The organism is Ureibacillus sinduriensis BLB-1 = JCM 15800 (assembly GCF_000772955.1).
GTDB classification, from domain to species: Bacteria; Bacillota; Bacilli; order Bacillales_A; family Planococcaceae; genus Ureibacillus; species Ureibacillus sinduriensis.
Genome location: NZ_JPVO01000038.1, coordinates 1 through 23,971 on the forward strand (window position 1 = coordinate 1; position 23,971 = coordinate 23,971).

Genomic DNA, 23,971 nt, shown 5'->3' on the forward strand with positions numbered 1-23,971 from the left:
TATATAGAGAAACTTCCAAACGTAGAATTTTGTTATAGAATTGCAGGAAGTGCTTGTTATATGTTTAAAATGCAGTTTGAAACTTTCGCTAATGCAGAAAATTTCATTGATGAAGTTAGTCCAATCGCACAAACTGTCACACATTTTATTTTTTCTCAGGTTCCAACAAATTTAAAATTTAATATAGACGAAGAATTTTAGTTACTCTTCACTTAGCTGATACGCAGCTGAAAAAACAATAGATAATACCAATTAACCAATAGATAATACCAATGAAAAATGAGCTCATATTCTTTTTTTCAAGAATCGCGCCCGATTGTTGGATAACTCAAGTCGTGCTTCTTTAGTCTAAAAGCTATAGATATGGAACACAAAATTTTTATCCAATGATTACTCCTTATTATCGAGAAGGTGGGATTCGCTAGAATTTTACTTATATCAAAAACCTCTACTTATGTTATCAGGAATTTTTCATCATAACAGTTATAACAAAAAAATTAAAAAAGAGTAATAATACAGACCACCTGTTTACTCTTTTGTCCTCAATTTGTCCGCAGAATTTTTTTTGTATTGAACTTATTTAACATAGCTAATTTGCAATGACCTTATAAAGCTTTATAAATCAAACTTATTTAACTTATTTTAACCCCATTTAATTATATCGCTAAACTCGACAAGGTGGAGGTCGCAGGTTCGAACCCTGTCGGGACCATACTTTAAACAATGGCTTTCAACCCATATTTTCTAATGGTTTGAAGCTTTTTAATGTTTTTTTTGTAATGGTTTTCCTATCAACTATTCCTCAATTTGTTCTCCACTTTTACACTTTTATGCTCCAATCCCAATAATCTCCTCACCTCATTTTCAGTCCAATTTTTAAGGGAAATATTCAAATACCTTAAGTCAAAAGTTCTTCTTTGTTCGACGACCGTGTAAATGGTAAAATCCCCGTTCGGTGTGACGGCTTGGATTTTTGCACTGATTTTCCCCAACTCTGCTTTAACGGCTTTCAAGTCACTATGCAATTCGAGCACTTTTAAATCAAACCATGTTTCAAAGGCTTTTTGCATTTTAAAATCCCCTATATGCATACGATCACGCTCAAGCGTTCGAATTGTCAAATCCACTATAATTTGTCTATGAGCTAAATCGGTAGCTAGTTTGCTGATCATATTACTTCACGCTCTTTTCGGAAAACTGGTAATAATGCAAGGACACTTTGAATTTTAAATGTGCGGATGTTGCGTTTCAAAAAACAATAAGCACTGAATGACTCCGCTGTTACATTGATCACTTTGATGCGCCTCTTTGTAACTTCCCCACTTTTTGCAATGTACATTAAATCGATTAATTGGTTACGTTGCATGACTTTCAAAAGTTGTTGTTTCATTATATACCCTCCAAACAAACGATTCCTTTTTCCCATTATAGAACGTACGTTCCTAATTTGACAATATGTAAATATAGGAAGGAGGGCTACCCCTGTTTACTCTATTTATTCTTTCGTACGGTTTTAAATTGAAGAAGAGCACAATATTTAATGAATTGTGCCCTTCAACCGAAAAATTTACGAAGATTTTGTGCACTATGACTTACTTTTCACTCCATTCACTTGCCATCTTCCGAACGCTCTTCAATCCGTTCTTCAATTTCCTTTCTTTCTTCGTGCCACCATAATGCTTCTTCTGGTTCTTCCAATATCTCTTTTATTTCGGCTTTCTCTTCAACTGCCGGAGGTGAACCTCTGAGAGCTTTCCCGGAAGTATCTTTTAGAAAAATGCTAACAACCACTATACCGACAATGGATGCAAAAATCATATAATAGGCTGGCATCATTTCATTGGCCGTTTTGCTAATTAACCAAGATGCAAGCAGAGGTGTTGTACCGCCGAACAAGGATGCCGATATATTAAATGTTATTGCAAGTGCCCCGTTTCGGACACTGGTGAAAAACAGGGACGGCAATAGTGCTGGCATTGTCCCTTGAAAGGAAGCGGAAAATATTCCGAGAATCATTAATCCTAAAAATACCAGCATTGTATTTCCGCTACCAATCAAGTTAAACGCGGGTATACTTAATAAAATCAACCCAATCAGCCCGCCTTGTATGATCTTCTTTGCTCCAATTCGATCACTAAAATATCCCATTAGGAGAACAATTGGAATCATGATCACCATTACAATCACAATTAGCAGAAGACCTTCTGTTTCCCCGTATCCCAACACTGCGGTCAAGTGGGACGGCATATACGATAGCACGGTATAATTTACAACAATATAAAAGAAAACAACAAACATTCCAATAAGAATTGCTCTCCAATGGTATCTTAAAATGTCTTTTACGGATACATCGTCGGCATCATCTGATTGATTTTCCTTCATTGCTTCAAATGCTGGGGTTTCTTCCAAATTATTTCGTAGATAGAAACCAATTAAACCAATCGGGGCTGATAAGAAAAACGGAATACGCCAACCCCATTCCAACATCGTGTCCTCCCCTAAAATGTAGGTGAGAATTGTAACAAGACCTGCTCCTGCTATATAGCCGACCAAAGTTCCAACCTCAAGGCCACTCGACATAAAGCCTCTTCTTTTATCTGGTGTGGATTCGGCTATAAACGTCATAGCCCCCGAATATTCTCCCCCCGATGAAAATCCTTGAACTAACCGTGCAATAAGTAACAGGACTGTGGCAGTATAGCCGATTGATGCATGACTCGGGATTAGTCCGATGCTTAACGTGGCCACAGCCATCATGATCAAGGTTATGGCCAGGACTTTTTTCCGGCCTAATCGGTCCCCAAGCATACCGAAGAAAATTCCACCGATAGGACGCGCTATAAAGGCAACTGCAAATGTTCCAAAAGAAAACACAAGTTGCATAGGCCCACTTACTTCAGGAAAGAATACTTGTCCAATCGTGGCTGCGAGATAAGAGTATATACCAAAATCAAACCATTCCATACCGTTTCCAACAGAAGTTGCGATAACAGCTTTACGTGCGGAATCCGTGTCAACAACGGTAATCTCTTCTTTCTTCAACTTTGGTTTCGATTTTCTTTTCAATTTTGGGCTATGATGACGATCGTTGGAAGCCAATCGAAACTCCTCCTTGTTGATTAATTGATACTAGTCTTAAATTATCCAAAAAGGAATTTAATTATTTATCTCTTTTGTATTTAATTGCCCATCGAAAAAGCACTTTCCATAAGATGGAAAGTGCCTGAATCTCGAATAAGTATGTTAAGCATGATTACTGTCATTGTTAAAAATCCTTATCTTTGAATCATTTAAATATTTAACCTCATTTCAATGTTTCCTATTAACCAATTGTTTTCTTGATTATGGAGATTAGTTGCTCTTTATTGATAAATCCTTGCCGATACTGAAAAAAGGCGTCACTGAATTGATTTATTTCAATCCAATGCACATCAGAACCGCCCAATGATTTGACAATTAATTTTTCCGTACGAATAATGAGTTCTTCCAAAAATTGATTCCCTTTCACACTACTCACTATTTGAAGCGCATCGTTCATTGTCCGCTCTCTCTTAATTAGTAAATTATAAAGATCTAGTAAATCATCTATCATATGCATCCTTCTCTCCCACTGACTTCTTGGCTGATAACTAAAATTGTTTTGGTTATGTATTTTCCCCTCTTCCTATAAAAGGAAACGTAAAATCTCAGAAAACAGATTATTTTTTTAATAGATTCCTCACTTTGGTGATATATGTAAGATTTACTAGCTAAAAAAGTGAGAAAAATTTCTATGCACACTTTTTTACGAACGTCCATTCGTGTATAATTGAGATATAAAGGAAGTAAAGGAGGATATTATGAACTCGATCGACCTGATTATTTTGAATTTTACAGAAATTAGAAGAAGAAGCATCAAGGTGTGGACATCCATTCCAACAGAAATGCTTAACTGGAAACCTGATGATGAAGCAATGACGTGCTTTGAAATGATAAGACATGTCCTAGAAAGCGAACATTATTATCATTTAGCAATTGAAAATCGAGGAAGTTTACCTAGTTTCGATTCCCCTTTTGAAAAACAACCCTATACTTCTGTAGAGGCTGAGCTAGAATTTGCCGAACCTTATAGAAAGCAATTTTTGGAGACGATTAAATCCTTTTCGCAACAAGACTTGAAAGAGATCAAAATCGACCGTTCCGATTCAGGGTACATACGGGATTTAGGGGATATGTTATTGCGAATTGCCTATCACGAATCTGTTCATACTGGTCAGCTACTGGATTATTTAAGAACTGCTGGTGTCCCTAGAATTCGAATTTGGGATTAGGTCAGGCTGTTCTAAGTTTGCAAACTCAAATGAAATGAAGACCAGGAAATGCATCCTGGTCTTCACTTAAGAAACATTAGTTACTCATAAACGATGCACCAACAATAATCAGTAAAATAAACAGTACAACGATCAATACAAATTGACTGCCGTTACCGTTGTAACTGCCTCCTTCGTAGTTGTAAGACATTATCTCACCTCCCTTATTCTCGATATTTCATTTTATGAATACTTCTTCTTTTCGAATGTGCTTTCGTGGAATTTCAGTATAATTTCATAGAAAAAATAATTGAAAATAAACTTTAAATCAAAAAGCAGGGGGATAAACTAGTCCCCCTGCCAACGATTTTTCGTATTTTCAATGACGATGGACAGATACCCTTAAGAGCATCTATCCATCAATTTTTCGGTTAAAGTAGAGTAAGTATCTCCTATGTTCATCTAAAGAATTGAAACAAGAACTATTCTCGAGTAGGAGATCCTATAACTTTGTCATTATTGCAATTATATATATTTTACGATGTCTTCCACCGCTAGACGTGATGACCCATATGCTGGAGCAGCAGCTTCACCAATCGCAATTAATAAAATAGGAATTTCATTCTTTGGCAAATTGAATTTTTCCGCAAATTTCACTTTATCAAATCCGCCCATCGGTACTGTGTCATATCCCATTTCTTTTGCTAATAACATGATCTGCATTGAAATCAATCCGGCATCGAAATGAACGAGGCTAGTTAAGATCTCTTTAGATAAGTTTCCATATAAGGAAAGAGAATTATTTATCATTAAATCAGCAATTTCCCTGCTCATATACCCTTTAGCAAAATTCGCATCATAAATTTCTTCCGCTTTTTTATACATCTCAAGGTCGCCAAGTACAGCAATGATTGCCGAAGATGTTTCAACTTGTTCTTGATCGTTGGCAATCTGACGCAGTTCTTTTTTAACTTCCTGATTTTCTATGACGATAAAGCGCCATGGTTGCATATTACTTGACGAAGGTGCTGTAATGGCATTTTGTAGTAATGTTTGCAGCTTTTCACGAGGTATTACAACACCCTCTTTATATTTTCGTACCGACTTTCTCTCATGCATTAATTGTTGAATAGTTGTAACTGTTTTTGTCATGTTGGAAACCTCTTTCATTAAGATTATTTACATTGTTCTTTTAGTTTTACCTATACATTGTTCAATTCATTGACCCATCAATTATTGACTAGTCAATTATAGTAGAAATAAACAAGAAATCAAAGAAATTGGCTTAGACACGGAATTTTTTTTGGAACTCCCGCCTTCCCCTTAAAAAAGACATAATATCTAGACGTTCTTCGTCAAAAATCGTATAGTTATATCTTGATAAGTGTCAAAAAAGGAGATTCATTAATGAATATAGTTTTAACTACATTGAACGCCAAGTACATTCATACCAACCTGGCGTTGCGTTATTTAAAAGGTGCCGCACAACCGGAATTCAATCCGAGGATTATTGAATATACAATTAAAGACCCTGCATTTAATATCGTTTCCGACTTGTATCAGCATAAGCCTGATGTCGTTGGGTTCAGTTGTTATATTTGGAATATTGAAGAGACAATCGGGGTTATCCGAATGCTTAGAACCGTCTCGCCGAATACGAAAATTATCTTGGGTGGACCCGAAGTCTCCTATGACGTGCATGATTGGCTACGTCGTATTCCGGAAATCGACTATATCGTGATGGGGGAAGGCGAACTATCCTTCAAAAATTTATTAGAATATTTGAATGGCGACATTCCATTAGACGATGTTCCGGGGATATGTTACTTACAAGATGGCAAAATGAAGATTCATGCCCAACCGAAGAAAATCGATTTGCGCGAGCTTCCTAGCCCTTACCGTTTTGAAGAAGATCGTGCTTCTTTAGGTAAGCGAATCCAATATATCGAAACAAGTCGTGGCTGCCCTTTCTCGTGTCAATTTTGCCTTTCTTCCATAGAGGTGGGTGTTCGTTACTTTAATCGGGAACAAATCAAAGAAGAAATCCGTTATTTAATGGACAATGGTGCCAAAACAATCAAGTTTGTCGATCGTACGTTCAATATTAGCCGCAGTTACGCAATGGAAATGTTCCAATTCCTGATCGATGAACATAAACCAGGGGTTGTCTTCCAATTTGAAATTACGGCTGACATTATGAGGCCTGAAGTTATACAGTTCTTGAACGACAATGCTCCACGCGGGTTATTCCGCTTTGAAATTGGGGTACAATCGACAAACGACTTAACAAATGAACTGGTGAAGCGTCGTCAAAATTTTGAAAAGCTCAAACGCACTGTTACCATGGTTAAAGAAGGTGGGAAAATCGATCAGCATTTAGATTTGATAGCAGGTCTTCCCGAAGAAGATTATGCAAGTTTCCGCCAAACGTTCAATGATGTGTTCGCCATGCGTCCGGAAGAACTGCAACTTGGCTTCTTAAAGCTACTGCGCGGAACAGGACTTCGCGTTCAAGCCAAACAGTATGGTTACACGTATGTGGATCTTGCACCTTACGAGATTTTTTCAAATAACGTTCTTACATTCGATGAAATCATTCGTATCAAACACGCAGAAGATGTCCTTGAAAAATACTGGAATGACCACCGGATGGATTACACAATCGAATATCTAGTTACAGAAGTATTCGATACGCCATTTGATTTCTTCCAAAACTTCGGTACGTACTGGGAACAAAAGGGATGGTCCCGCATTGGTCATCAGCTAGAGGATTTATTTAAACGGCTTGAAGAGTTTTTGGCTACCCAACCCAATGTAAACATGGAAATTGTTCGAAGCTTAATGCAACTGGATTATCTATCAAAGCAACAATTCCAGCCTCGTAAACTTTGGTGGGAAGAACGGGTTTCCAAGGATGTCCAAAAACAAATTTATGCGTCGCTAAAAGAATCACCAACAATCGCAGGTGAAGAGTTTGCCGAATTTGATTTGACGGAAAAAGATTTTTATAAGCATTCGCTCATCATTCCTTTTTCCATTGATTATCGCTCGTTGCAAGGTGGCCAGGTTGTTGCCCAAGATGGCTATCTGCTCACATATTTCCGCTTAGGACAAGCACCTTATTTTGCTACTCTAGAAAAAACGCTTAAATGAAAAAGTGGGGCCTTTCTACTTAATAGAAGGGCTCCATTTTTCTTTTCTTTCGCTCAGTATATCTTGGATACTTTCAATGTGAGAAGCAGCCCAAGCTTTCTCACGGAAATGGAGGAAGAGACTAAAGGTGATGCCCCCGATGTAAATCACGATAAAAATCAACCAATACCTGCTCCCCCTGTGCAAATAGTAGCTTTTGCAAGTTATTGGAGAAAATTAAAAATAGAAATGGCATCGATGACACATCCACAGGTATCATGCCCGAACCATTTTTTTCCTTGATCAAACGATAAAAAATCAACTTTAATAACTCACTCTCAATAGATTGATAAAAATCTCGAACTTCCTTCATTTCTTTCAAATATTTGGAAATTGCTATGTTAGTAGAATTGTTTTTCAAATGACAATAAATCTTGTGTGCGTCGCCTCTGAACAAGTTCACTGTAAAACCCCCTTTCGAAATGCGGTTCAACCCCTCTACACTCTCTATACTGTGAGCCATTAAACAAAATATACGAAGTCGGTTGAATGCAATGAACAAAAAACTTCTGCAACTGTTTGCAGAAGTTTACCAATTGATAATACCAAGTTATAAGAAACTTACTCGGGTATATAGGGCAACTCTAGATTGTTCGGCAGGTTAATTACATGTGTTTCAGTGTATGATTTTATGCCATCTTCTCCGTATTCACGACCGACGCCGGATTGCTTGACCCCACCAAATGGAAAGCGAACATCCAGCCCCTGAACTGCTGCAGTATTAATCATCGTTGTACCCGCTTCAATTCTGCGGGCGACTTTGACAGCGTGTTCTTCTTCTCCCCAAACAGAGCTAGTTAAGCCGTAGATACTTTCGTTTTGAAGCTCAATTACTTGTTCCTCATCATCAAATGGCAAGATCGGTACAGTTGGACCAAATTGCTCTTCCACCACAATCGGATCGTGAGGATCGGCCCCCAGTACGAGCGTCGGCTGTAGGAAGTAACCATTGTCCATCAGCTTTGCATCCAAAACTTTCCCGAGCTTAATCACTTTTGCCCCTTTACTTTCGGCATCCTCTATTAAGCTTTTTACATATTGCACTTGATTTTTATTATTTACGGGTCCAACCGTCACCTCCGGATTAAAGGGATCTCCTATTCGAATCCATTTATTTGCTGCTTCAATATATTTTTCGACAAACGCCTCATAAATGGAACGGTGTACATAAACACGTTTTGCTATCATACAAATTTGACCCGCAGTCAGGAAGTTGGAGATAACCATTCTCCGCAATGCACGTTCATCATTTACATCAAAGTCATCCAGCACAATGGCCGCATCATTCCCTCCAAGTTCCAAGGTCATTTTCTTGATTGTTTCAGAAGCGGCTTTCATGATATGTTTGGCGGTCTTTGTCCCACCTGTAAAGGCGATCTTCGCAACCTTTTCATTTGATGTCAATTCCACGCCTACTTCTGCATCGCCGTTCACAAGATTCAATACACCGGGTGGGAACTCATCCGAGATGATTTCCGTAACACGACTCACTGCCAATGGAGCCAATGGACTTGGCTTTAGCACCATTGTATTTCCCGTCAACAAAGCAGGCGCAATTTTAATTGTGGATAAAGAAATTGGATAGTTCCATGGTGTTATGGCGGATACCACCCCGATTGGATCGTGCGTAATGATTGTTTTGCCGTTCTCATGTTCTTTTAACTCCGGTTCAATCACTTTTTTGACATGATCACAGGCAAATTCCATCCACATCAATGAAATGGCAATTTCACCTTGTGCATCATATAGCGCTTTTCCGTGCTCTCGCGATAATAGTTCGGCGATTTCGGGAGTTGCTTCCTTAATCTTTTGAATAGCATTCTTCATTCTCGTAATGCGGTCATCCACATCGCTCCACGCCCACGACTTAAAAGCATTGTATGCCGCATCAATCGCTCTCTTTGTTTCTTCCCTTGTATTATTTGGTGCGTAGCCAACAATTTCTTCAGGATGTGCTGGATTCTCGCGTTCAATTTTCTTTTCCGTCTGTATTTTCTCTCCATTTATAATCGCATTCACGATCAAGGGTTCTGTCGTCAAAATTGAATACCTCCAAATATTATATTTATCAAAACTAGTATGAAAGTTCATGCCATGGCTACTCAATAATTAGCAGCTCTCGATTTTAAGCTATTGTTGTGCGGTTTGCTGAACGACATGGACGATCCATTGCTTTAAATCTACCAGCCGGTTATATTTTGGTTTTGTATTTGTTCCAGCAATAATAAGGGGGACGGTGGAATCGACTTTATGAAGAGAACCATGCGCCCCACCCCCTGCGTGATCATGGCTATGTTCATTTATAAATTCATAGGATGGTTTGGCATCAACTAAAAGGAATGGTCCTTCATGTGAATTTAGTGCACCGTTAAGTCTTGCAAGGGCATCCGGATAAGTATTATATTGGATTAAGCCATGTTCCGATACTTTGAGATCTAATAGAGACATATCCCCCTCCAGATTCCAGGTTTGATGATATATATCCTTATACTGCCCCACTTTAGAGAATGAAAGGACTGCACTCTTATCCGGACTGGTTACATAATTAATGCCTGTATCTGTCCATGCAATCAATCCGATACGCTTATCCTCCTTTAATTTTTCAACTATTGCGTGCTTATCAATATTTTCATCAATCAAATTGATATAAGCCATCCGTTCATTGATGGCAACGGCTAATTGACTTTCGTTATTTTCTCTGCTCCAAAAAGAATAATCTTTTAGGATTTCATTAAGATCGATTAATCCCTTATCCTTATCGCTATCAACTTGAGATTGGGCACTATCCCCCATCACAATCCACGTCACTTCATCAATTGCTTCTTCCCAAGAGTCAAAAACATTAAGCAGTTTTTGGATTGATTGATCTATTTCCTCAATTTGCTTGAACTCTAACGGACCGTTTCGGTGTACCTTTGCGTCAAGATCTGGAAAATACGCTAACGTAAATGGGGGTAATTTTTGCTGTTCAATAAGGTATTTTAACTCACCAACCGTAAAGTCATCATTTACACCCATCCGACTCCAAATGTATTTATGGCTATCATTCATGGGATTATATTGAGATAATGCCCCCAACGATAAAATTGTTGGTCCATCGACTTCTATCTCTTCCGGAAACAGCCCCATGAAAGAAAGAATTCTGGGAACTATCAACTGATGCGCTGTCTCCCCCCTATAAATTAGCCCATTGATCGATGCTGAAGAAATCTGTGCTTGTGCAAGCACTTCGTAAATCGTTTTTACTTTTGGATTCAGATGTGAACTATTTAACCGAACAACACTATCCCTCGCTACATTTTTCACTCCATTATTCCATATTTCCCTCATTCCGCTTCCATAACTAATCACCCGGCCCTCGTTTTGATTAAACCAGATAAGACCAGGTATTTTATGCTGGTCGGCATAAGTGCCTGTCAATATCGTACTATCGATCGCGACAGACATGGTCGGATAAGAGCTTATAACATCTGGGATATATTGTCCGTTATTTATCAAAAAAGACAAAGCTGGGGCGTTTCCTGCATCCATCGCCTTTTGTATCGATTCACTCATCAGGGAATCGATAGTGAGAAGTATTACAGGCTTTTCTGAAGACCGTATGTGGACTTCATTTATATTTTTTGCCGGTCCCATGGACATCGTGATAATTATAATCATGGGGAGAAGAAGTAAAAGGAATATCAAACTTAAGATTCTTTTTTTCATAAGTCCACCTATTAGAAATAATAACGTTAATATGTGTTTTTTTTCTTTGTTCATGTGCAAAATAAAAAAATCTGAATTTAGTTGATACTAAATCCAGAAAGAAAGCTATTATTCAAGTTATACTATTTATTCCGAATCTACTTCCAGCCCGATTTCCCCCGATGCTTTGCGGTATTCAACCTCCGCCAACTGCTCCCTCGTGAGTGGACGATTTGGATAGACATCAGTTAACAACCCAATGCTAGTTGCCCACTCCCATGCTTTTTCATGAGTGGCAAGTGGTTCACGCTCCACCAATCCAATCAGCCTCTCCAACTCTTGAATTCTTTTTGCCTGTGCATCAATTAAGCGTTTTAATTCCTCATATTGTGCCATCGTTAATTCCTCCCCAGGACTTGGAATCGCTCTTTGTAATCCAACAAACTTAGCGAAACGCTGCGCGATTGACTTACCGACATTTGCCAAAATTGTATTATTACGAAGTTTGGTTATATCGATTAAACTATCCATAAATCCACCCTCAATCAGTATGGCAGGCATTTTTGTTTCACGGACTATATGCAGATTACCTCGTTTTACGCCTCGATCCCTAAGACCATAGGATTGAACGAGTGCAGGATGGATAGCATTCGCCAATTCAACACTTTTCGGTTGCGGATTTGTATAAACAAAGGTTTCTACACCGGTATGATTTCCCCATTTATTCCCTAGTGCGTTATGATGAAATGAAATGTAATAATTAGCAGACCAATTATTCGCCCCGTCAGTACGTTCTTTTAATGGAACATCTCTTTTTCCGGTAGGATCATCAAATCTTCTTGTCATCACTCCTTTATATAGAGCCAGTTCATTGGCAAAGGCCCGTACAACTTTATCATTAAATGACCATTCTCTCTCTCCATCCGGCGTCCGTTTACCTGCTGTATGAAATCCATGTCCAGCATCATATCCAACTTTTATCATTGCTCATCACCCTAGAAATAGTATATGCAGAAGGTTTTTAACTGCCAGAACAATCGTCATAGATTTGAATGCATTCTCTATTAATAAATATCGATTACTAGGATAAATAGAGACATTCCAATCATAAAAAGCCATAAACTAAAATAGTTTATCGCTTTTTATATGAATATAAAATTATTCTCTCAGTCGTCATTCAATACATTTCCAATAATCGGCAAGTTTAGGTGGATAATTACGAAAGTTACTTCGGATCGCCTATGTGTGAGAATTTATTTAGTTACTGCCATTATTAGCAGATGGATGAATGGGGGGATTTCAGGCAAGCAAAGTATGTTCTGCCCTTTTCCCACATAATCTGTTCTCGCGAGTATATACTGATTCATTTACAATATACCGGCTACAAGGTAATCATTATGTTCCTCGAACCATCTCATTTTCTTGTTTAAACGCACAACTTCCCCAACAATAATCACGCTCGGGTTTTTCACTTGTTTTAAAACAGCTATTTCATAAATCGTCTCCAGTGTTCCAATCACAGTACACTGCCCGTTTGTTGTGCCTTTATGAATCAAGGCAACCGGAGTTTCTTTGTCTTTTCCGTGAGCAATTAATTGAGTGGCAATCTCGCCCAAATGTTTCATCCCCATATAAACGACCAAAGTATCAACACTTCTTGCAAGACACCCCCACTGATGATCCGCATCCACGCCTGCTTTCCGATGCCCTGTAATCACAGCGAAGGAGGAGCTATAGTCCCGATGAGTTACCGGGATACCTGCGTAAGCAGCTGCAGCAATTCCTGCTGTAATGCCAGGAACAATCTGGAAGTTTACACCCGCTTCCCTGCATGCCATTGCCTCTTCGGCTCCTCGTCCAAAAATAAATGGGTCGCCTCCTTTTAGCCGTACAACGATTTTTCCTTCTTTTGCATATTTCACTATTTCCAGATTGATCGTATTTTGCTGCATCGTATGGTAGTTCGGGAACTTCCCGCATGAAATTAGCTTCGCCCCCTTTTTGGCATAATTTAATAAATCAATATTGACCAATCGATCGTAGAGTATTACATCTGCCGTTTGAATGCATTTCAGACCTTTGACGGTAATTAGCTCCTCATCTCCCGGACCTGCGCCGACTATATAAACCATTCCCATCTTTAGAACCCCTCCGCTTCGCCAACCGGATTGTTATTTTTCGTTTTGGAAAACCTTAACGCTTTTTTGGGCTCTTTATGATACGTCATATAAAGTGCACAACCTGTAAAAATAAAGCCACCGACGACATTGCCGATTAACACCGGCACTTGATTCCAAATCCACCAATCATTAAAACCTACATCTGCCCCCAATAACATGCCAGCTGGAATAACGAACATATTGACAACTGCATGTTCAAATCCTTGTGCAAAAAATATTAAAATCGGCAGCCACATTGCAATGATTTTCCCGCTAGTCGACTTTGAAACCATGGCCATGACCGCTCCTAAAGAAACCATCCAATTGCACAGAACCGCTTTAACGATTATTACGATAAAGCCGGCTAACCCCAATGCTTGGTAACCAAGCGTCTTGTTTTCTGCGACATCAATGATTTTGCGGGCGATGATATGATCGGTAGAAGCGCCAAAATTGGTAATTGAAATGACGAATAAAGAAGCGTAAATAGAACCCCCGATCAGATGGCCAACAATCACCCATAACCAATTGTTCAGCATTTCTTTTACTGTCGCTTTACCATCCAATACAGCAAGTGGAATGAATGCAAAATTTCCAGTTACCAATTCGAGTCCTAATAAAATAATGATGACGAAGGCTGCCGGAAAAAGCAGCGCCCCAATAATCCCTAATTTTGTTTGCATCTCGGCGGTAAATGCCAATGTTGTTCCGAACCCCAATAAAGCACCTGATAAGGCTCCACGAACCACCATATCCTTAAATTGCATTTTTGCCTTATCCGTTCCTGCTTGAACCATGTTTTCGACAACTTGCATCGGTTTAATATTAGTCAAATGCATCCTCCTAAAAAACAAATAGTCTTGTTGACCTTCTTCTCTATTATCATGATAAAACTATATAGACGTCATCGCCTTCAACTTCAATTTCGAAGGTTTTGACACACCCGTGATCTGGTTCTTCCACTTTTCCGCTAGTAATATCGATTTTCCAATCATGCATGGGGCAGAATACATGCTCTCCGCTTACCAACCCCTCCACCAGTACGCCACCTTTGTGGGGGCAACGATTTTCAATGGCATGAAAGTTTCCACTTTTCAAACGGAAGAGGGCAATTTTCACATCTCCAATTTCGATAGCCTTCCCAAACTCCTTTGAAATCTCATCAACTTTAACTACCTTAATTCGTTCCGCAATTTTTTTCATTGCTTTCCCTCCAGTTTGTTAATGTTGTATTGTTACACTTTCAAATAGTTCATTTTTCAATTTATCATTGTTAATAATTTTCTTCCAAGGGTCTTCCTGCACTGTAACGGCAAGATTGAGGCGTTCATTTAATTCTTTGCGTTGTTCCGGGTTTTCGATAACTATTTTGATATTTTCCAGCCCCATGCGTTCAAGCCATTTTGATGTTCGCTCCAAGTAGACTCCGGTTTCGCGGTAATACTGGAAATAGGCGGATGCATAATCGATCACTTCTTCCGCGGTTTTTACTTTGCCAAGGAGGTCGGCTGCACGCAAATGTGTTCCTCCATTTCCTCCAACATACATTTCAAAACCACCCTCCACTCCCACAACACCGAAGTCTTTAATGCCGGATTCCGCACAATTTCTCGGACACGCCGATACAGCCATTTTAAACTTATGTGGCGAACCGACACGCTCCAACCTTTTCTCCAAAGCTATTCCCAAACTTAGAGAATCCTGTGTGCCAAATCGGCAGAATGTTTCCCCAACACAAGTTTTTACTGTCCGAAGCGTTTTCCCGTAGGCATAACCAGAAGGCATGTCGAGTTCCTCCCAAACCTTTGGTAAATCCTCTTTTTCAATGCCAAAGATATCAATGCGTTGACCTCCTGTAACTTTTAGTAATTTCGCATTGTATTTATCTGCCACATCTGCAATTTTTCTCAATTGTGCCGAGCTCGTTACTCCACCATACATACGAGGCACAACACCGAAAGAACCGTCTTTTTGTATATTGGCATGCAACCGTTCATTGACATAGCGTGACTCATTTTCATCTTCATATTCAGTTGGATGAATCATACCCAAGTAATAATTCAAGGCAGGCCTGCATTTGGAACAGCCATCAGAAGTTTTCCATTCCAATACATGCATGACCTCGCGTGTATGCATTAGGTGTTTTGTACGGATAGCTTCGATGACCTCGTCACGTGAATGATCAGTACAGCCGCATAGCGTTTCCTTATGGGAAGCAGGATCAAAATCCTCTCCCAAAGTGATTTCAAGCAATTCGGAAATGGATGACTTGCAACCACCACAAGAGCGGGATGCACTCGTACACGATTTTATTGCATCAACGGTCGCGCAGCCTTGTTCATGAATAGCCTGTACAATGGATCCTTTGGACACCCCGTTGCATCCACAAATGATTTCATCCGATTCCATGGACGCAACGACACTTTCACCAGCTTCTCCCCCAAGTGGCTGCAGCAAACTTACTTTAACTGTGTCCGAAACATCTGTGTTTTTTTTGATCAGCGAAAAAAGCCTCGTACCTTCCCTGCTGTCACCGAACAATACAGCCCCTACTATTTTTTTACCTTTAAACACCATTTTTTTGTAAAGACCATCTTGTTCATCATAAATACGCAATGCTTTTTTCTCGCCGCCTTCGATAAAATCCCCTGCCGAGAACACTTCCACACCTGAAACTTTCAATTGAGTGGAAACTACAGATCCTTGATATGGAGAGGCTAAAGAACCACAAACTGCACTCGCCAGCACTTTTGCTTGTTCAAAAAGAGGTGCTACTAAGCCATATGCAATGCCCTTATGCTCTGCACACTCACCGACAGCATAGATATTTGGAATGTTTGTTTGCAAGTAGTCATTGACGATGATTCCTCGGTTTATCGTTAGCCCTGCTTGATTGGCCAGTTCAACATTCGGATTAATCCCCACCGCCATTACAACCAAATCACACTCCAGAAAATCTCCATCTGAAAACCTTATACACTCCACTCTTTCGTGTCCTATAATTTCGGTAGTGTTTTTTTCTAATAGAAATCTCATTCCCTGGACTTCCAATTCTTCTTTCAATAGAGTAGCAGCCGTCACGTCCAATTGGCGATCCATCAAAGAACTGCCTAGATGGACGACCGTTACTTCCATTCCTAAGTTTAATAAACCTCTAGCCGCTTCCAATCCCAACAATCCCCCGCCAATAACAGCGGCTTTCCTATAATTTTTTGAAGCCTTCACCATTGTTTCGGTATCTTTTATATCCCGGAAGGTTGTCACTCCTTCTTTATCCTTTCCTGGAATCGGCAAAATAAATGGCTTTGAACCTGTTGCTATAATTAGTTCATCATAAGAGATGGCTGTTCCGATATGTGTAGTGATCACTTTTGCATTCGGATCTACTTGAATGACTTTTTCATTTACAAATAAACGTATATTGTTTTCTTTATACCAGTTCCAATCATTTAAAGTAATATCTTTTACCGTGGTATCCCCTTGCAGCACTTTGGACAAAAGAATTCGATTGTAGTTTGGATAAGGTTCCTCACCAATTACCGTGATTTCAAAACAGTCCTTGTGGATTTTCAATATTTCTTCAATCGTTTTTACACCAGCCATACCGTTTCCTACAAGTACTAACCGTTTTTTGGCCATTAATTTTCCTCCTTGAAAGCAATTTATAATTTACAGAAAATTCTAAAACCTATATGTCAGATGATATCACACGTAAATTATTTGTAAAGCATATTTCCGTATAAAAATTGGGTAAAACGATTACATTTTATCAAACGTAATAAAATAATTAAAATTTTATGTCATCTTTTCTAACATTCGACTCTTTTCACATAATATCTGTTATGATGGAATTAACAATACATGAGGAGGATACAAAGGATGGGTGGATTAAATCATAAATGCATTGCTCTATTAGGAACAAGAAAAATTGAAGAGCAAATGAACATTATTCAGCAACTAGGCGGCACCGCTGTACACCGTCCTGCGCAAGGGACCTTATATTTTGATTCCAGTTTTATCGGAACCCAAGTGAGAGGAATTGTTGACGGGAAATTTGAGTGGATTATTTTTACTACTGCCATTGGTATTGACAAATTATTTGAGGTTGCACGGGAAATTGGCCATGAAGGAGAGCTGAAAGAAGCGCTCCAAAAAATGAAAATTGCCATTCGAGGTTATAAATCAGCCAATAATTTAAAACAAAGAGGCATTGCATCTGTAGTGAGGGATGATGATGGTAGTATTTCGGGATTAATTCGGGAAATGAAGTCCTTCGATTTGAAGAACAAGTCCGTTGCGGTCCAGCTATATGGCGACCCGGCTGTTGAGCTCCTCAATTGGTTGAAAAAAGAACTAGCTAATTACCAAGAAATCGTTCCGTATCAGCATGTTCCACCCAAGAGGGAAGTTTTAAGCCAGTTAATGAACGAAATATTGACAAATCAAGTGAATGCTGTCACTTTCACAAGTATTCAGCAGGTTCGTTTCCTTTTTCAGTATGCAACGGAGGCAAATCAGAAAATTGATTTATTGGATGCATTGGAGAATCATGTACTGGCTCTTCCAATAGGGAAAGTAACAGGGAAAGCTCTGCAAGAACATGGTGTAAAAAGAATGATCATTCCGCAAGATGAAAGAATCGGGAGTGCACTCATGACTTTAAATAAATATTATAAAGAATCTGTCAGAAACTAAAAACTAACTCCGGCTTTCCTTACGCCGAGCCCCATATAATCTGGCACTCCATCTCATTTGAAACAGTAAGTTATTTCAATTATGAAGTTATTTATTTTATTTCTCATTTGACATTTTTCTTTCTTCTACAATTTATTTACGTTCATAGAATGTAAGTATATTTAATTGAAGGGAGATAGATTATGTTCGCTGTTCATTTTTTTGATAAAAACACACTATTCATTAGTAAATTATTGAATGAGGTTCCTGCACTTGGTTCAGAAATCAAACTGAAGGGCCGTAAAGGCAGGATTACAGAAGTAAGCGAGTTGGAGGAGAATAAATTCCGTGTTCAAGTAGAATTTGAAGCTATTAAGAAGCAACCTTTAGTAAGCGCTATAGATAAAAAGAAAAGAAAATAAAACTTGGACTTATCAACCACTTTTAAAATATAGGAAGTGGTTGATTTTTTATTATTGAATACCTGCATCGGCAATCATCCAATCTGCTGCGGAAGATAAATCCTGGAATATGGCATCGGCCAACGGATCATTTCTTCCCAAGAACACCGTTTTGGTTCCGGCTTTTTTTCCAGCTATTATATCTGTATCGGTATCGCCGACCATATACGATTTAGATAAATCAACATCGTACCTTTCCCCTAGTTCCATAATCATTTTACTACCAGGTTTTCTGCATTCGCACCCTTCTTTTGGTTTATGCGGACAAAATGCCACATCATGGATTATGGCTCCAAATTTCTTTAGCTCCTTTATCATATGTTCGTGGATTTTGATGAGCTGAGTCTCTTTCATAAAACCCAGCCCGACGCCACCTTGGTTGGTTACCACAAAAATGTAATCAAAAGAACGATTCAACTTTTCGATAGCTTCGGGTACTCCAGGTAAAAAATAAAAATCTTTCGGCTTATTGACAAACTTCACTCGATTTGTCAGAACTTCATTAATTACTCCGTCGCGATCCAAAAACACGGCCCGATTCATTACCATCACCTACCTTTTACTCAATGCTCAATTTTTATTATACTCGCTAATCCATTTTTGAATCTTTATCGTATGCTTATTTTTCACCAAAATCGTTTTTGCTTTAACTGATAGTGAATGAAAGGACTTTGCGGCAATAAAAGGGATTTCTTTCATTTCGATTGTTTTTATCATGACTGGCACCGTCTTCATATATTGTTTTATTTCGCGGCCATTTTCCATTATTTCTACAGTGAAAGTTTCAATCAAAGCGATAACCCAAATAATTGCAAGCAACACCATGATTGACATGTCCAGCGTCTGTTCTATTGAACCGATAGTATCCATTGTGACAATCATCTTGACTGCGAAAAAAATCACACCCGAGCCGACACTGACAGAAGCATTATACAGAATGTAGTTATATGAAATTTTTGTTCCGAGATAATACATAACTAAAGCGATCGTAATCATCATTAACAAGCAAATGATCAATAAATAAGAATAACTCATGAATTCACCTCTTTTTTCCAATTATTTATACTATTGACCAAAATATGGGTTTTCATTCAACCATAGCTTGTCTAAAGTGTTTGACATATTTGCGAGACGAATTGTTAAGAGTGTTCAGGTTAGATAATTATTAAAAAAATTCAATCAATTACATTATTCAAGCGTATCTGGCACAGAATACGAATGGAAAGTGGCTAATTCGTCATTATTATGGGAAGAGTAGGTCGATTGAAAGCAATCAAGGTGGTGAGACATAGACATTACACTTTCACTTCCCTCTCTACTATTAACTTAAACAATAAGGAGTGGTTACGATGAGAAAACAGAATATACTATGGATTTATGCCCTTATTGCGATGCTTTCTATCGGATTGTTCGCGGCAAGCGTAGTTCCGGCCTATGCACATGAAGACATGCACAAGTTTCACGAGGAGTATGACCGTCTAGATGATGCGGCAAAAACAAAAGTGGACGAGGTGTTGAGCACTTTAAAATCCGATTTGGAAGGCATGGGGTTGGAAGTTCCTCAATCCAAATTCCATGAACAAATGGCGAAGCTAGATCAAGAAACACAAAATAAGGTAAAAGAAATATACCAAAAATTAAAAGAGGAAAAAATCACGAAGGAGGATGCAGATAAGGAGCTCGAAAAACTAGGTGTTGCACCACCCGAACATAAAGAATGCAAACTTTTCGAGGATTTGGACAAAGAAACAAAAGCAAAAGTAAGAGCGATTTTCAAAGAGAAAAAAGAAGGGAGAATCACGAAGGAAGAAGCGCATAAACAACTTGCAGAACTTGGAATTGAAATGCCAAAGAATCCATTGTACGAAAGCTTCGAAAAGTTAGATGATGCAACAAAGGAAAAAATAGAAAAACGTGTAGAAGAAGCAAAGAGCGAACTTGAACAGTTGGGTGTAAGCCTCCCCAAAAAATTCGAGTTTCTCATAAAGTAAAACAAGAGGGTACTCTCGATGTGAGAGTACCCTTCAGAGTGTAGACAAAGTCGATCTTTGACTTTGTCTACACGTTTTTTAGGCTATTTCCTTCAGTGGAAAATCACCCAGACTGTCTTGAAAACGCTTGGCAGACAAGGCGGGCAGTCGAGTGAAGAGATGAATAGAACAAAACGTTCATGAGGGGACGAACGAGACAACCAACGCAGGATGAAAGCGTTTGTCAACAGTCTGAGGGTACTCTCTATGTGAGAGTACCCTTTTTAGTGGAGAAATTAAAAAACGCAGACAAGTCGGCTATCCGACTTTATCTACGCTTTTTTGGATTGGTTAAAATTCATCCACTGCCAAAATACTTAAACAAGGTTATCCTTGTCACTATTCCCCTTGCCATCATTGTTATATAATTCAGTGGCTCGATTATTTTTTGAAGCGTCCAAGCCTGTAGTACGGTTTTTCTGCACTTCTTTGAAGTCGGCTTCTTCACCGAACTCAGTTTGATAATTCATATTCGTGTAGGCATTGCTATGATTGTTATTGGCAATTTCCACATCACTTTCGTCATAAGCCTTAAATAGTAATGGGATACTAAGTAACCCAGCAAGCCCCACCAAACTATAAACAATTCTTGATAAAGCCGAATCCTGACCGCCAAACAGCGCTGCCACAAGGTCAAATTGGAATAAACCAATCAGTCCCCAGTTAATGGCACCTATGATGACAAGAACTAAAGCAATTCGATATATGATACCCATGTTCCCCTCCTGATTAATTTATTTGCTACACAATCTTTTCAATATTGTGTTCACTTATTTTTCGCAAATCCTTTTAATTTATACACTTGAAAATGTATATCTCTAATCGGGCTTTCATATTATAAAATATACTGAAACTCATTTGCCCAAATTTACATTGTATGGTAATGTTTTGCTATGATTAGAAGGGACGAATTTAAATGATTATTAAACAAAGATTATTAAAGAAAAATGAAGTGGTATGGTGCAAAGCATCCGATAGTAGTACCGAAGTGCTGGAGAAATTGAAAACTTCCGGTTATAGATGTATCCCTATTTTGGATGATAACGGCCAAAAATTTATTGGGAATGCTTATAAAGTGTCGATTCTCGAACACCTGTTGGAGCATGAAAAAGAAGAAGTAGCCATCGTCGAGTTGGCAAGAGATTTGGATGGCACAATTTTTGAGGAAAGTTCATTTTTTGAAAGCTTTTTCTCAATAAAACGACTGCCTTATCTTGCTGTGCTTGATGAAGAACGAAATTTCGTCGGGATTTTGACTCACTCGAAAGTATTTGAATTGCTTGAGGAAGCATGGGGATATAAAACGGGAAGCTGCGCGCTGACAATCGCATTACCCGATACAGAAGGAATATTAGCGAAAGTCCTAACTCTTGTTAAGAAAAAGACTTCTGTTCATAGCGTTTTTACCCTTGATGATGATAATTGGTATTTAAGACGAGTAATTATCACATTAGGAAAAGATGCCAATCAATCGACCATCAAAGAAATTGAAGAACTCCTTCATAAAGTTGGGGCACGTCTAATCGATGTCGAAGTGTTCAATAATGATAACTTCCAATAGAATAGAGCCACCTATTTTTAGCTAATGAAAAGGAAACGCGATTCGGTATATCCCGATCGCGTTTTTTACTAGTTAAGATTGAATTTATAGACGTCACGACCATTCAATTCTTGAATTGGTCGATTGTTTTGCAAGAAGATGGAACTGAATCGGTTAATTTGGTCATCCGACATTTCAATCGGTTGCTCCAAAATAAACCAATTTACCCCTTCTGTGCAAGGAGGTGCAGTAATGGAGCCCATATATTGATATACACTTTTTTGTTCAGGCAACAACAATTGCAGGTCGACTGGATTTTTTAATACTTTAGCCGCTTCTTCGCCATTTGCAGGAATTTCATCCCACATTTCGGCAAGCACTAAGTTCTCTTCCCCACTTTCAATAAATAATCCAATTATCGCCATTTCGCCTTCTTCCGATCGGTGATATAAATGTGCTTCCATATCAAAGTACTGCCCATTCAACTGGTGTTCACTCGGTGAATGGAAATGTATACCTGTCAATTTATATTCTTTATCATTGATCAGTAAGGAGTTTTCCAACGTTGTTGAATTCGCTTCAATCGTATGCCCAATATTTTCGACCGTAAAAATTGCCTGGTCATAATTAAGCGAAATTTGTTCGGCTAATTTCATAGCTTCTTGTTGGTTTGCCGTTTCTTTAAGTTCGATGTTAATAGGGGATTGAAGCTCACCTCTTCCACATGCTTCATAATTCGAGTCGACATTCATCCATTGTTCAGGGCCAGTCTCGCCTGTATACGACCAATATACGTCTGCAGCTGTTAATTGTTGTTCATTTTCTACAGGTGCTTGCTCTGTCGTATCGATTGCAAAGTATCCGATGACACCTATAACAGCAGCTATAGATAAAAGGGCATAGATGTAACTTTTTCGCATGATATACTTCTCCTTTTAATTGCTCTTTTCTATCAAGTTAGCCAATTTGTGCGCTTTTCTATTCACTACTGGAGAAATAAATATGGAGGTTAGTTGATGAACTTGCTACAGAAACAGGTTTGACCATCCACCCCTTAAATTCCTTCTGTTTTCCGCTTGTCCAATATAATTTTCCACCGCCTCTTGTCACGATACCTAATGTAAATAGAACAATCCACCATTTATGATTTCTACCTTTATGCGTGGGTTAAATCTGTCTTTCAGACCCTTTTTTTCAATTTCATAGCTTTCAGGCTTATCTTCCATACCATCATAAAAAAAATCAAGTACTTCCAATTCTTTTTGCCATCTTTTTTTTGCCTCTTCCGCCCAGGAATGGTCATCATTTTGGATGATATTCTGAATCATCGAATCCAGACGCTCCAATGCCCGTCCGGGTTTTATTATATATTGGAGGCAAAAGTGATCATCTGGAATAGCTGTTTTTAAGTCCAGTTGACTGACAAAATCATGAAAATTATCCTCTATTTCCCCATTAATCAGGTTAATCCCAAGGGAGTAAATGACTTCTTTCGTTTGATCACAATAGTAAGATACTTTATAATTCACACAAAAATAAGGAGTCAACATCTGTTGTTTGCCTTTATTTCCATTGCTATGTTGGTACATTTTAACGAACGAGCCAAGTTCCTTTGTTGCTTTAAAAATCTGATGGAGTCTGCCGGAACCAAAATGGATAATTTCACCCATAAATTGATTTTGAATCTTTGCACGATCGGTTATCAAATTAAGCCGCGCCGGATTGGGAGTGCTGTTTGTAGCTTCTATATATTGCCAATAAAATGGACGGTTCATTATTCTTTTATCCATATCCGTTGTTAATTGGACAGAAAGCATATACCCCTCATCCGAAAGAATGTCACAATTTGTCTCCTTGAAAAACACTTTTAAATAGTCATGAACCTGTTCTGCATACATTTATGCTTCCTCCTTTTGTTCATTGCACTATCAATTTCGCA

The 23,971-nt window shown here is 38.6% G+C and carries 26 protein-coding genes; 7 read left to right on the forward strand and 19 right to left on the reverse strand.

Features of this window, described 5'->3' with window-relative positions; translation table 11 throughout:
• The coding region (locus CD33_RS02605) for an Lrp/AsnC ligand binding domain-containing protein (RefSeq protein WP_036197909.1) at window positions 1–201 on the forward strand (201 nt) is incomplete at its 5' end.
• A gap of 590 nt (window positions 202–791) precedes the next feature.
• Here the strand turns inward: CD33_RS02605 and CD33_RS02610 are convergent.
• The 4 genes from CD33_RS02610 to CD33_RS02625 form a co-directional block, all read right to left on the reverse strand.
• The gene (locus tag CD33_RS02610; protein ID WP_036197911.1) at window positions 792–1,172 is read right to left on the reverse strand and encodes a YhjD family protein; all 381 of its coding nucleotides are present in this window, start codon (window positions 1,170–1,172) and stop codon (window positions 792–794) included.
• On the reverse strand, window positions 1,169–1,390 hold the full coding sequence (locus CD33_RS02615) for a hypothetical protein (RefSeq protein WP_036197913.1): 222 nt from the start codon (window positions 1,388–1,390) through the stop codon (window positions 1,169–1,171). Before CD33_RS02615 ends, CD33_RS02610 begins: the two co-directional genes overlap by 4 nt.
• Before the next feature lie 218 nt (window positions 1,391–1,608).
• The gene (locus CD33_RS02620; RefSeq protein ID WP_084591229.1) at window positions 1,609–3,099 is read right to left on the reverse strand and encodes an MFS transporter; all 1,491 of its coding nucleotides are present in this window, start codon (window positions 3,097–3,099) and stop codon (window positions 1,609–1,611) included.
• Between the two features lie 223 nt (window positions 3,100–3,322).
• On the reverse strand, window positions 3,323–3,598 hold the full coding sequence (locus CD33_RS02625; RefSeq protein ID WP_036197915.1) for a hypothetical protein: 276 nt from the start codon (window positions 3,596–3,598) through the stop codon (window positions 3,323–3,325).
• Window positions 3,599–3,839: 241 nt separating this feature from the next.
• Here CD33_RS02625 and CD33_RS02630 point away from each other — a divergent pair, with 241 nt between their 5' ends.
• A complete protein-coding gene (locus CD33_RS02630) occupies window positions 3,840–4,310 on the forward strand; it encodes a DinB family protein (protein ID WP_036197917.1) in 471 nt (156 codons plus the stop codon).
• 76 nt (window positions 4,311–4,386) lie between these two features.
• Here the strand turns inward: CD33_RS02630 and CD33_RS19725 are convergent, their stop codons facing one another.
• Both CD33_RS19725 and CD33_RS02635 read right to left on the reverse strand, forming a co-directional pair.
• Complete coding sequence (locus CD33_RS19725; protein ID WP_084591230.1) at window positions 4,387–4,500, reverse strand: YjcZ family sporulation protein; 114 nt, start codon at window positions 4,498–4,500, stop codon at window positions 4,387–4,389.
• A gap of 314 nt (window positions 4,501–4,814) precedes the next feature.
• A complete protein-coding gene (locus CD33_RS02635; RefSeq protein WP_036197919.1) occupies window positions 4,815–5,441 on the reverse strand; it encodes a nitroreductase family protein in 627 nt (208 codons plus the stop codon).
• Between the two features lie 255 nt (window positions 5,442–5,696).
• Here CD33_RS02635 and CD33_RS02640 point away from each other — a divergent pair, with 255 nt between their 5' ends.
• Window positions 5,697–7,442 (forward strand): B12-binding domain-containing radical SAM protein, encoded by a 1,746-nt coding sequence (locus CD33_RS02640; RefSeq protein WP_036197921.1) that lies wholly within the window; start codon window positions 5,697–5,699, stop codon window positions 7,440–7,442.
• 121 nt (window positions 7,443–7,563) lie between these two features.
• Here the strand turns inward: CD33_RS02640 and CD33_RS02645 are convergent, their stop codons facing one another.
• The 8 genes from CD33_RS02645 to nirB form a co-directional block, all read right to left on the reverse strand.
• The gene (locus CD33_RS02645) at window positions 7,564–7,884 is read right to left on the reverse strand and encodes a hypothetical protein (protein WP_235863401.1); all 321 of its coding nucleotides are present in this window, start codon (window positions 7,882–7,884) and stop codon (window positions 7,564–7,566) included.
• Window positions 7,885–8,042: 158 nt separating this feature from the next.
• Entirely contained in the window at window positions 8,043–9,521 is a 1,479-nt protein-coding gene (locus CD33_RS02650; protein ID WP_036197923.1) for an aldehyde dehydrogenase family protein, read from the reverse strand.
• 90 nt (window positions 9,522–9,611) lie between these two features.
• Complete coding sequence (locus CD33_RS02655; protein WP_036197925.1) at window positions 9,612–11,189, reverse strand: alkaline phosphatase family protein; 1,578 nt, start codon at window positions 11,187–11,189, stop codon at window positions 9,612–9,614.
• Between the two features lie 126 nt (window positions 11,190–11,315).
• A complete protein-coding gene (locus CD33_RS02660; RefSeq protein WP_052129917.1) occupies window positions 11,316–12,152 on the reverse strand; it encodes an N-acetylmuramoyl-L-alanine amidase in 837 nt (278 codons plus the stop codon).
• A gap of 383 nt (window positions 12,153–12,535) precedes the next feature.
• Window positions 12,536–13,306, reverse strand: a complete 771-nt coding sequence (gene cobA, locus CD33_RS02665) for a uroporphyrinogen-III C-methyltransferase (RefSeq protein ID WP_036197927.1) — start codon at window positions 13,304–13,306, stop codon at window positions 12,536–12,538.
• 2 nt (window positions 13,307–13,308) lie between these two features.
• A complete protein-coding gene (locus tag CD33_RS02670) occupies window positions 13,309–14,160 on the reverse strand; it encodes a formate/nitrite transporter family protein (protein WP_088291779.1) in 852 nt (283 codons plus the stop codon).
• Between the two features lie 49 nt (window positions 14,161–14,209).
• Window positions 14,210–14,530: a nitrite reductase small subunit NirD gene (gene nirD / locus CD33_RS02675; RefSeq protein WP_036197929.1), complete on the reverse strand. Its 321-nt coding sequence runs from the start codon at window positions 14,528–14,530 to the stop codon at window positions 14,210–14,212.
• An 18-nt stretch (window positions 14,531–14,548) separates the two neighbouring features.
• Window positions 14,549–16,966 (reverse strand): nitrite reductase large subunit NirB, encoded by a 2,418-nt coding sequence (gene nirB, locus CD33_RS02680; protein ID WP_036197931.1) that lies wholly within the window; start codon window positions 16,964–16,966, stop codon window positions 14,549–14,551.
• A 240-nt stretch (window positions 16,967–17,206) separates the two neighbouring features.
• Here nirB and CD33_RS02685 point away from each other — a divergent pair, with 240 nt between their 5' ends.
• Together CD33_RS02685 and CD33_RS02690 are read left to right on the forward strand one after the other, a co-directional pair.
• The gene (locus tag CD33_RS02685) at window positions 17,207–18,022 is read left to right on the forward strand and encodes a uroporphyrinogen-III synthase (RefSeq protein WP_036197933.1); all 816 of its coding nucleotides are present in this window, start codon (window positions 17,207–17,209) and stop codon (window positions 18,020–18,022) included.
• 182 nt (window positions 18,023–18,204) lie between these two features.
• Window positions 18,205–18,423 carry a hypothetical protein gene (locus CD33_RS02690; RefSeq protein WP_036197935.1) on the forward strand — a complete coding sequence of 73 codons (219 nt, stop codon included), beginning with the start codon at window positions 18,205–18,207 and terminating at the stop codon, window positions 18,421–18,423.
• A gap of 51 nt (window positions 18,424–18,474) precedes the next feature.
• Here CD33_RS02690 and CD33_RS02695 read toward each other — a convergent pair whose 3' ends face one another.
• The gene (locus CD33_RS02695; RefSeq protein WP_036197936.1) at window positions 18,475–19,005 is read right to left on the reverse strand and encodes a D-glycero-alpha-D-manno-heptose-1,7-bisphosphate 7-phosphatase; all 531 of its coding nucleotides are present in this window, start codon (window positions 19,003–19,005) and stop codon (window positions 18,475–18,477) included.
• Between the two features lie 27 nt (window positions 19,006–19,032).
• Window positions 19,033–19,497: a hypothetical protein gene (locus CD33_RS02700; RefSeq protein WP_036197938.1), complete on the reverse strand. Its 465-nt coding sequence runs from the start codon at window positions 19,495–19,497 to the stop codon at window positions 19,033–19,035.
• 314 nt (window positions 19,498–19,811) lie between these two features.
• On the opposite strand from CD33_RS02700, the gene CD33_RS02705 reads away from it, so the two are divergent.
• Complete coding sequence (locus CD33_RS02705; RefSeq protein ID WP_036197940.1) at window positions 19,812–20,453, forward strand: hypothetical protein; 642 nt, start codon at window positions 19,812–19,814, stop codon at window positions 20,451–20,453.
• Between the two features lie 356 nt (window positions 20,454–20,809).
• Here CD33_RS02705 and CD33_RS02710 read toward each other — a convergent pair whose 3' ends face one another.
• Entirely contained in the window at window positions 20,810–21,208 is a 399-nt protein-coding gene (locus tag CD33_RS02710) for a DUF378 domain-containing protein (protein ID WP_052129920.1), read from the reverse strand.
• A 200-nt stretch (window positions 21,209–21,408) separates the two neighbouring features.
• Between CD33_RS02710 and cbpA the strand changes: the two genes are divergently transcribed.
• Window positions 21,409–22,053, forward strand: coding sequence for a cyclic di-AMP binding protein CbpA (gene cbpA, locus CD33_RS02715; RefSeq protein ID WP_036197942.1), 645 nt, complete (start codon window positions 21,409–21,411; stop codon window positions 22,051–22,053).
• A gap of 68 nt (window positions 22,054–22,121) precedes the next feature.
• On the opposite strand, the gene CD33_RS02720 is transcribed toward cbpA, so the two are convergent.
• The gene (locus CD33_RS02720; RefSeq protein ID WP_036197943.1) at window positions 22,122–22,952 is read right to left on the reverse strand and encodes a carbonic anhydrase; all 831 of its coding nucleotides are present in this window, start codon (window positions 22,950–22,952) and stop codon (window positions 22,122–22,124) included.
• A 195-nt stretch (window positions 22,953–23,147) separates the two neighbouring features.
• Window positions 23,148–23,930 carry a YqhG family protein gene (locus CD33_RS02725; protein WP_036197945.1) on the reverse strand — a complete coding sequence of 261 codons (783 nt, stop codon included), beginning with the start codon at window positions 23,928–23,930 and terminating at the stop codon, window positions 23,148–23,150.
• Between the last annotated feature and the right edge of the window lie 41 nt (window positions 23,931–23,971).